The 8,226-nt window shown below is 66.7% G+C and carries 7 protein-coding genes and 2 pseudogenes; 4 read left to right on the top strand and 5 right to left on the bottom strand.

Going from position 1 to position 8,226, the window contains the following annotated elements:
• Nucleotides 1–141: pseudogene (locus tag VGC77_RS08180) on the top strand (IS481 family transposase); the annotation flags it as partial.
• 85 nt (nucleotides 142–226) lie between these two features.
• Here the strand turns inward: VGC77_RS08180 and typA are convergent.
• Together typA and VGC77_RS08170 are read right to left on the bottom strand one after the other, a co-directional pair.
• Nucleotides 227–2,050: a translational GTPase TypA gene (gene typA, locus VGC77_RS08175; protein ID WP_331171076.1), complete on the bottom strand. Its 1,824-nt coding sequence runs from the start codon at nucleotides 2,048–2,050 to the stop codon at nucleotides 227–229.
• Nucleotides 2,051–2,445: 395 nt separating this feature from the next.
• Entirely contained in the window at nucleotides 2,446–3,903 is a 1,458-nt protein-coding gene (locus tag VGC77_RS08170) for a TAXI family TRAP transporter solute-binding subunit (protein ID WP_331171075.1), read from the bottom strand.
• A 57-nt stretch (nucleotides 3,904–3,960) separates the two neighbouring features.
• Between VGC77_RS08170 and VGC77_RS08165 the strand changes: the two genes are divergently transcribed.
• Both VGC77_RS08165 and VGC77_RS08160 read left to right on the top strand, forming a co-directional pair.
• Entirely contained in the window at nucleotides 3,961–4,377 is a 417-nt protein-coding gene (locus tag VGC77_RS08165) for a 4a-hydroxytetrahydrobiopterin dehydratase (RefSeq protein ID WP_331171074.1), read from the top strand.
• 69 nt (nucleotides 4,378–4,446) lie between these two features.
• On the top strand, nucleotides 4,447–4,839 hold the full coding sequence (locus VGC77_RS08160; RefSeq protein ID WP_331171073.1) for a YkvA family protein: 393 nt from the start codon (nucleotides 4,447–4,449) through the stop codon (nucleotides 4,837–4,839).
• Nucleotides 4,840–5,068: 229 nt separating this feature from the next.
• Here the strand turns inward: VGC77_RS08160 and VGC77_RS08155 are convergent, their stop codons facing one another.
• Both VGC77_RS08155 and VGC77_RS08150 read right to left on the bottom strand, forming a co-directional pair.
• Nucleotides 5,069–6,490 (bottom strand): peptidoglycan DD-metalloendopeptidase family protein, encoded by a 1,422-nt coding sequence (locus tag VGC77_RS08155; RefSeq protein WP_331171072.1) that lies wholly within the window; start codon nucleotides 6,488–6,490, stop codon nucleotides 5,069–5,071.
• A 137-nt stretch (nucleotides 6,491–6,627) separates the two neighbouring features.
• Nucleotides 6,628–7,278 carry a protein-L-isoaspartate(D-aspartate) O-methyltransferase gene (locus VGC77_RS08150; protein ID WP_331171071.1) on the bottom strand — a complete coding sequence of 217 codons (651 nt, stop codon included), beginning with the start codon at nucleotides 7,276–7,278 and terminating at the stop codon, nucleotides 6,628–6,630.
• A 219-nt stretch (nucleotides 7,279–7,497) separates the two neighbouring features.
• Between VGC77_RS08150 and VGC77_RS08145 the strand changes: the two genes are divergently transcribed.
• The gene (locus tag VGC77_RS08145; RefSeq protein ID WP_331171070.1) at nucleotides 7,498–7,872 is read left to right on the top strand and encodes a response regulator; all 375 of its coding nucleotides are present in this window, start codon (nucleotides 7,498–7,500) and stop codon (nucleotides 7,870–7,872) included.
• A 242-nt stretch (nucleotides 7,873–8,114) separates the two neighbouring features.
• On the opposite strand, the pseudogene VGC77_RS08140 reads toward VGC77_RS08145, so the two are convergent.
• Nucleotides 8,115–8,226: pseudogene (locus VGC77_RS08140) on the bottom strand (IS110 family transposase); the annotation flags it as partial.

Raw genomic sequence — 8,226 nt, 5'->3', positions numbered from 1 at the left:
ACCTCACAACGCCGCGCCCTCGAACTGCCGGTCTGGCTGCATAGATACAACTGGCATCGGCCACACGGTGGGATAAAATCACAAACACCCATCAGTCGCCTCGGTCTGTCCGAGGACAACCTGTTGAGGCTCCACAGCTAGCCGCAACGAAAAAGCCTGCCCTCGGGTATCACCCCGAGGACAGGCTGCATTCGTGAAACCGGAGGAGAGCCGGTGAAAGCGGCGGTTACGCCACCGCCACCTTGCTCTTTTCGGCGCGCTTGCGCTCGTTGGGATCGAGGTGGCGCTTGCGCAGCCGGATCGACTTCGGGGTGATCTCCACCAGTTCGTCGTCCTCGATATAGGCCAGCGCCTTTTCCAGCGTCATCCGGATCGGCGGGGTCAGCCGCACCGCTTCATCCTTCGAGGTGGTGCGGATGTTGGTGAGCTGCTTGCCCTTCAGGATGTTGATCTCGAGGTCGTTGTCGCGGGTGTGCTCGCCGACGATCATGCCCTTGTAGACCTTCCAGCCCGGCTCGATCATCATCGGGCCGCGGTCTTCCAGCTTGAACATCGCGTAGGCCACCGCCTCGCCCTGGTCGTTGGAAATCAAGACGCCGTTGCGGCGGCCCTGGATCTCGCCCTTATACGGCAGGTAGTTGTGGAACAGCCGGTTCATCACCGCGGTGCCCTTGGTGTCGGTCATCAGTTCGCCCTGATAGCCGATCAAGCCGCGGGTCGGCGCGTAGAATACCAGCCGCAGGCGATGGCCGCCGGACGGCCGCATCTCGATCATCTCGGCCTTGCGCTCGCTCATCTTCTGCACCACGACGCCGGAGAATTCCTCGTCGACGTCGATCACGACTTCTTCGACCGGCTCCAGCATCTGGCCGTTCTCGTCCTTGCTCAGCACCACGCGCGGCCGCGACACCGACAGCTCAAAACCTTCGCGGCGCATGGTCTCGATCAGGATCGCGAGCTGCAATTCGCCACGGCCGGAGACTTCCATCGCATCCTTGTCGGCGGCTTCCACCACCTTCAGCGCGACGTTGCCCTCGGCCTCGCGCAGCAGCCGGTCGCGGATCAGCCGGCTGGTCACCTTGTCGCCTTCGGTGCCGGCGAGCGGCGAGTTGTTGACGATGAACGACATCGACACCGTCGGCGGATCGATCGGCTGCGCCTGGATCGGGGTCTCCACGCTGGGATCGCAGAAGGTGTCGGCCACGGTGCCCTTCGGCAGCCCGGCCAGGGCGACGATGTCGCCGGCTTCGGCTTCCTCGATCGGGGTGCGCTCGAGGCCGCGGAACGCCAGAATCTTGGAGATCCGCCCGGTTTCCACCAGCTTGCCGTCGCGCGACAGCACCTTGACGCTCTGGTTCGGCTTCACCGAGCCCGAGGCGATGCGCCCGGTGATGATACGGCCGAGATAGGGGTTGGCTTCCAGGATGGTGCCGAGCAGCCGGAACGGGCCCTCTTCCACCACCGGGGCGTGGACGTGCTTCAGCACCAGGTCGAACAACGGCCGCATGCCGTCTTCGTGGCTGCCGTCCGGCTTGTCCGACATCCAGCCGTTCTTGCCGGAGCCGTACAGGATCGGGAAATCCAGCTGGTCGTCGCTGGCGTCGAGCGCCGCGAACAGGTCGAACACCTCGTTGACCACTTCGGTGACGCGGGCGTCGGGGCGGTCGACCTTGTTGATGGCGACGATCGGCTTGAGGCCGAGCTTCAAGGCCTTGCCGACCACGAATTTGGTCTGCGGCATCGGGCCTTCGGCGGCGTCGACCAACACGATCACGCCGTCGACCATCGACAGGATGCGCTCCACCTCGCCGCCGAAATCGGCGTGGCCGGGAGTGTCGACGATGTTGATGCGGACGTCCTTCCATTGCACCGAGGTGCACTTGGCCAGGATGGTGATGCCGCGCTCGCGCTCCAGGTCGTTGGAGTCCATCGCGCGCTCGACCTGGCGCTGGTTGTCGCGGTAGGTGCCGGACTGCTGCAGCAGCTTGTCCACCAGCGTGGTCTTGCCGTGGTCGACGTGGGCGATAATGGCGATGTTGCGGAGTTTCATGGTTCTTCTTTTAGGTTAAAGCGGCCTGGATGCCCGATCAGCGCAATCGGCGGATGGCTCCGGACGCACGAATTTGCGCCCCCGCACCCGCCTTGCCTGAAACGCGCAAGGACATCCCAGATCAGGGCAATCCCTAAAAAGCAAGCCCGGCCAAAAGGGGCCGGGCACTCGCACGCGTTGCGACGCAATATAGTCGAAAATCGGCAAAAAACAATGAGGACGTCGGCTTTTCGGCGGCTCATCGGCATTTTTCGCGCGCCCTGCGGCGGCACGAGCGGCGGCTTGCCCGCGCCGTGGGCCGGCAATCCCCGCTCAGTGCCGCAAAATCCGGCGCGCGGCGGGATTTTCTCGGCCGCGCACCGCGATCGCGGCGCCCACCGGCCGCCCCAGCGTTATCAGCCGCCGCCCGCCAGCAGTTGCACATTGGCGCGCGGCGGGCTCGGCGGCGCCGCCGCGAGCAGCGCCTTGCGGTCGGCCACCGCGTTGTGGAACTGCTCCAGCGCGATGTTGAAGGCGGTCAGGGTGCCCTCCTCGATCGCGCCGTTCTCGAAACAGCTCAGGGTATCGCGCAGGATGGTGTCGGCCTCGGCCTGCATGGCGTCGAGCTGGTCGACCGAATCGCTTTTCCGCGCCATCGCGATCATGTCGAGCAGCCGCTCGCGCAGCGACGAATTGTTGGTGCGCTCGTCCTTGCGCAGATAGCCGGCGAACCAGGCGCCGATCGAGCCCAGCGCCGAGGCGCCCATCAACGACCACCAAATGTAATCGCTGTAGCGGTCGAGGAAAGTCTTCTCCTCGCCGTCGACATAGGCCGCGGCGCCGGGATGCACCGGGATCGCGGCGTCCTTGTCGGTATCCGGGGTTTCGATCTTCGCCGCCAGCGGGAAGTCGTTCATCACGGTCTGGCGGATCGCGAATAATTGCCGGGTGAACGCCGAGACGACGTGTTCGGACAGATCCTTGCGCGCCACGATATGGTGCGAGAAGCTGATGGTCTTGACCTCGTCGTCGGGCCGCGCCGGCGCGCCGCCGAACACGCCGGCGGGAATTTCCGAGGCTTCGTACATCGGATGGTTCTGTGCGATCGCCTCGGCGGAATCGATCGCCAGAAACGTCGGCGCGCCGCCTTCGCGGGTCGAGGCGGCGATGGCGTCGGCGGTGATCTTGCTGTTGACCGGGCCTGCGGCCAGGAAGGCGTCGACCTTCTGGTCCTTGATCGCCTCGGCGATCTCGTTGGTGGAAAACTGCACGATGTCGACCTTGGCCGGATCGACGCCGTATTGCTGCAGCACCACCTTCAGCAGGTTCACATTGGCCTGGGTGCGGCCGATGATCCCGACCCGCTTGCCGGCGAGCTGCACGATCTTGGTGATCTTGGCGGCGCCCTTCTTGGCCTTGGAGTCGGATTTGGGCTTGGCCGGCACCCACAGCACCACGACGTTCTTGCGCAGCACCGCGACCGCCTGGGCGCTCTTCGGAACATCGAGGTCGCCGCGGATCACCGCGAGGTCGGCCTTGCCGTCGGCCAGCGCGCTGGCGCTGCCGAGCGCGCCGTCGGTCAACACCGGCCGCAGCCGCACCGAATTATGCTCGCGCGAGAACGCTTGCGTCAGCGCCTGCACCACCCGGACGTCGTCGGAATTCTGCGGCCCGACCGCGATCCGCAGCGTCTCCGGCCGCATCGCGAAGTAATAGGCGGCGGCACCGGTGCCGACCACCGCAAGAATCGCGGCCAGCACCACGAAGGCCAGCTTTTGTCGTCGGGAATGCGAAACCGATTGCACCGCGGGTCCCACCAGGTCAGGGCCATCCACGATCTGTCTGGAAAACAATCGTTCGAGGCTGGAACTCATTGTGCGCCTGGTTAAATCAAGATCGTAGCGAATTCCTTGCACGCCTGGCCGGGGCTCATGCACATGGTTACTGTGATCACTAACCCGGCTTTGCCGCCGCATTGTGGCACGGATCGGCTGGCGGTCGCGGCTGGGCAGGGTCAACATGCTGTGAAGCGGGAGGTCGACATGGTGGAACGGCTATCGGACGAGGCGCGGCAGGCGGCGCTGCGCGAACTGCCCGGCTGGCGCGCGGTCGAGGGCCGCGAGGCGATCGCGCGCGATTTCAGCTTCAAGGATTTCAACGAGGCGTTCGGCTTCATGGCGAGGGTGGCGCTGGTCGCCGAGAAATCCGACCACCACCCGGAATGGCGCAACGTCTACAAGACCGTGGAGGTGGTGCTCAGCACCCACGACGCCGGCGGCGTCACCGCGCGCGACATCGCGCTCGCCAAAGCAATGAACGCCATCGCCGCGCAATTGTCGCCGCGCTGATGCAATCCGCCGGCCTGCTTCCTACATCCAGCAGGAACCAGTGCCGCCGGTTGCGGCTTGAGGTGGATGATGAGTTCTGACCATAGCGTGGGCTATGAACCGGCCGACCGGCTGGCGCGGGATCCCGACAGCGTGCGCCGGCGGTTCTGGCAGAAGCTGAAGCATCTGGCGGTGCGGCTGCCGTTCGCCGAGGATCTTCTGGCGGCGTATTACTGCGCGTTCGACCGCAAGACCCCACGCCACGTCCAGGCGGCGCTGCTCGGCGCCATCGCCTATTTCATCCTGCCGTTCGATTTCATTCCCGACATGCTGCCGCTGCTCGGCTTCACCGACGACGCGGCGATTCTGGCGACCGCGATCCGCATGGTGGCGAGCCACATCACGCCGGAGCACCGCGCCGCCGCCCGCGCCGCGATGGCGCGGGGGCTGGATCACAGCGGGGACGTCGCCGAAGGCGAGTAGCGCGGTTTTGGATCAGCGTGTTTGTAAGGCGGCGCAGCGTGCTTGAGCGAACTCACCGCGGTCCGCTGCAACGCCGTCATTCCGGGGCGCGAACCGCGCCAGCGGTGAGCGAACCCGGAATCTTGCTGCGAGCGCAAGCGTCGGTTCAAGAGTTGGTCGCTTTGCGAGATTCCGGGTTCGCTCGGCCTTGCGGCCTCGCGCCCCGGAATGACCGGCTTGGCGGACGGCGTTACGCGCCGTTGAGGAACTGCAGCGGATCGACCGGCGACGAGCCCTTGCGGATCTCGAAGTGCAGCTGCGGCGAGCCGACCTCGCCGGACTGCCCGGACTTGGCGATGGTCTGGCCGCGCTTGATGGTTTCGCCGCGCTTCACCATCAGCTCGCTGGCATGGGCATAGGCGGTGACGTAGCCGTTGGAATGCCGCACCAGCACCAGGTTGCCGTAGCCCTTCAGCTCGTTGCCGGAGTAAGCCACCACGCCGTCCTCGGCGGCCTTGATCGGGGTGCCTTCGGGCACCGCGACGTTGATGCCATCGTTTTGCTTGCCGTTGGTCTTGGCGCCGTAGCTGGTGATCACCCGGCCGCGCACCGGCCAGCGGAAGGTCGGCAGCGCGCCGGTGGCCTCCGCGGCTTTCACCGGGGCTTCCGGGGCGGCGGTCTCGGCCGGCGTCGCGGTGGCGCTGGCGAGCCGCACCTTTTGCGCGGGCTCGGCCGGCAGCGCCGCGGCCATCCGGATCGGCGCCGCGGTGGGCGCCGGGGCAGCAACCGGCGCCGGCGCCGCAGCGGCAACCGCGACCGGCGCGGCGGGTGCGGCAACCGCCGGCGTGGCGGCGACCTCGGCGCTGCGGCCGCTCGGCACGCTGAGCTTCATGCCGATCTTCAGCGGCGCGTTCGGCGCCAATCCGTTGGCCCGCGCCAATTCGGCGACCGGCAAATGATTGCGCCGCGCGATGCTCATCAGGCTGTCGCCGGGATTGACCACATGCACGCTCGGCGCCGCCGCGGCGACCATCGCCGGACGGGTGGCCGGCGCGGCCATCGGCGGCGCTGCGGCGGGGGCCGCCAACGCCGAGGTGGCGCGGGTCGGGATAATCAGCTGCTGGCCGGGCGACAGCGCCCGCGGCCCCTTGTAGCCGTTGGCCTGCAGGATTTCCGCGGTGGAGACGTTATAGCGCCGCGCCAGCGTTTCGAGAGAATCGCTGGTGCCGACGATGATGGTGGTGCCGCGCGACGCGGGCTTGGCCGCGACCGAACGCGGCGCAGCGGAGCCGGTGACGATGTCGGACGCCGCAGCACTCGGCGGCGCGTAGGACGCCACCCCGCGCCCGCCCCCGGACACCCCGGCATTGGCGCTCGGATAACTCCGCGCGGCCGGCGCGCTGGGATAGGATTGCGGCGCCGCGATCGGCGGCGGCAGCGCCTGCGACTGGTATTGCGGCTGCTGCTGCTGATATTGCGGCCGGGAATATTGCGGCAACTCCCGCGGCGCCTGCTGGGCCACCGAGCCGGTGGCCTCCCGCTGCGCGAACGGATCCTGCGCCAGACGCGTCTGCATGTCCGCGCTGCAGCCAGTGAAACCGACGGACATCAACGCCAGCGCCGCAACTTGCGGGGCGCGACGCGAGCAAAGCAACTCGAGGACGCGGGACATGGTTACTCACTCTTTACGCAACAGAACTTTACCTTTTGAGTAAACCACCCGTTCAGTTACCAAGCGTTTAACCCTGCCGTCGAAAACTTCGCCGCGGCGGTGCAACCGTTAACATCCGGGGATTTTCCGCGGGGCCGCTACAGCTCGCGCGCCAGCCCCGGCAGCGCCGGCACGAAGCGCACCGCGACCAGCTCCTTGCGTTCGATCCCGCCCGGAGCGTTGCGGATCCGCAGCAAGGTCTGGGTGCCATCGCGCGGCCCGACCGGCGCGATCAGCACGCCGTCGCGGTCGAGCCTTGCGATCAGCGTCTCCGGCACCGCCTCCATCGCCGCGGTGACCATGATGCGGTCGAACAGCCCGGCAGAGGCCGGCACCGCGAAGCCGTCGCCGACCACAACCTCGACATTGTCGCAATGCAGCGCGCTGAGCCTGGCGCGGGCGCGCTCGGCCAGGGTCTTGAAGCGCTCCAGCGTCAGCACCGAACGGCTCAGCCGCGACAGGATCGCCGCCTGGTAGCCCGATCCAGTGCCGATCTCGAGCACCCGGTGCTCCGGGCGCAATTGCAGCTGCTCGGTCATATAGGCCACCACGAAGGGCTGGCTGATGGTCTGGCCGCAGGCGATCGGCAGCGCGGTGTCGCGCCAGGCCTCGTCGCGCAGCTCCGGCTCGACAAAGGCGTCGCGCGGCACTTCGTCCATCGCCCGCAGCACCGCCTGATCGCTGATGCCGCGGCGCCGCAGGCTGAGCTGGAACATCATCTTTTCGGGCGGCGGCGGTGCGGCGGGCATGGCGCTCTCTCGTGCTGGACGGGCGGCACATCTTGTTCCGCGCCAGGAACTTAGCAAGCTTTTCAGGGGCACTGCGGAAACTCTCGTTAAGGCCCGGCGCAGAAGAAAGTTGACATTGCGTGACAGGGCCTTATTTGCGACTTTGGTCGGTGTTCCAACTGCGTCGGACACAGGACCGTTGGCTCAGCGCGGCTGAGGTCTCGGGTTAAGGAAATCCATATGGCGACGACGACTCCGGCCGGCTCCGTGTTTCTGGTCGAGGACGAGGCGATGATCCGGATGATGGTCGCCGACATGCTCGAAGAGCTCGGCTATCGCGTCGTCGCCGAGGCCGGCGAAATCAACGAGGCGATCCGGCTCGCCGGTTCCACCGAATTCGACATCGCGATTCTCGACGTCAACGTCAATGGCAAGGTGATCTCGCCGGTCGCCGACCTTTTGAAGGCGCGCAATTGCCCGTTCATCTTCGCCACCGGCTACGGCGCCCAGGGCGTGCCGGAGGACTACCGCGACCGCCCGGCGCTGCAGAAGCCGTTCCAGATCGAGACCCTGGCGCAGCTGTTGGTCAGCACGCTGAAGGCCGCGCCGGTCTGACCCTCCGCATCGGTCGCACAACCGTCCTGCACTGAGTCATCCCGAGGCGCCCAGCCGCGCTTGCGGCAACCCCAGAATCGTCATCCTGAGGCGCCCGAGCGAAGCGAGGGCCTCGAAGGATGCGGCTGCGAGTTCGCGCTGATCCGCCAAGCCCGCGATCGCCAGACGCCCGCGGCCATCCTTCGAGACGCCCGGCTTCGCTCTGCGAGCTAAGCCGGGTTCCTCAGCGACTGTCTTGGTTGTCAAGCGTTTTGCCATGGCTGATTGTCCCGCAGGATTGCGTTGAGGGTGGTGAGGAGCTTTCGGGCGACGGCGATCAGGGCGACCATTTTGGGCTTACCAGCGCTGATCAGG

Origin of the sequence: Rhodopseudomonas sp., assembly GCF_036404135.1 — a bacterium.
Classification (GTDB): domain Bacteria; phylum Pseudomonadota; class Alphaproteobacteria; order Rhizobiales; family Xanthobacteraceae; genus Rhodopseudomonas_A.
Note: the sequence above shows the minus strand (reverse complement) of the source record. Positions and strands in the feature narration are given on the sequence as shown.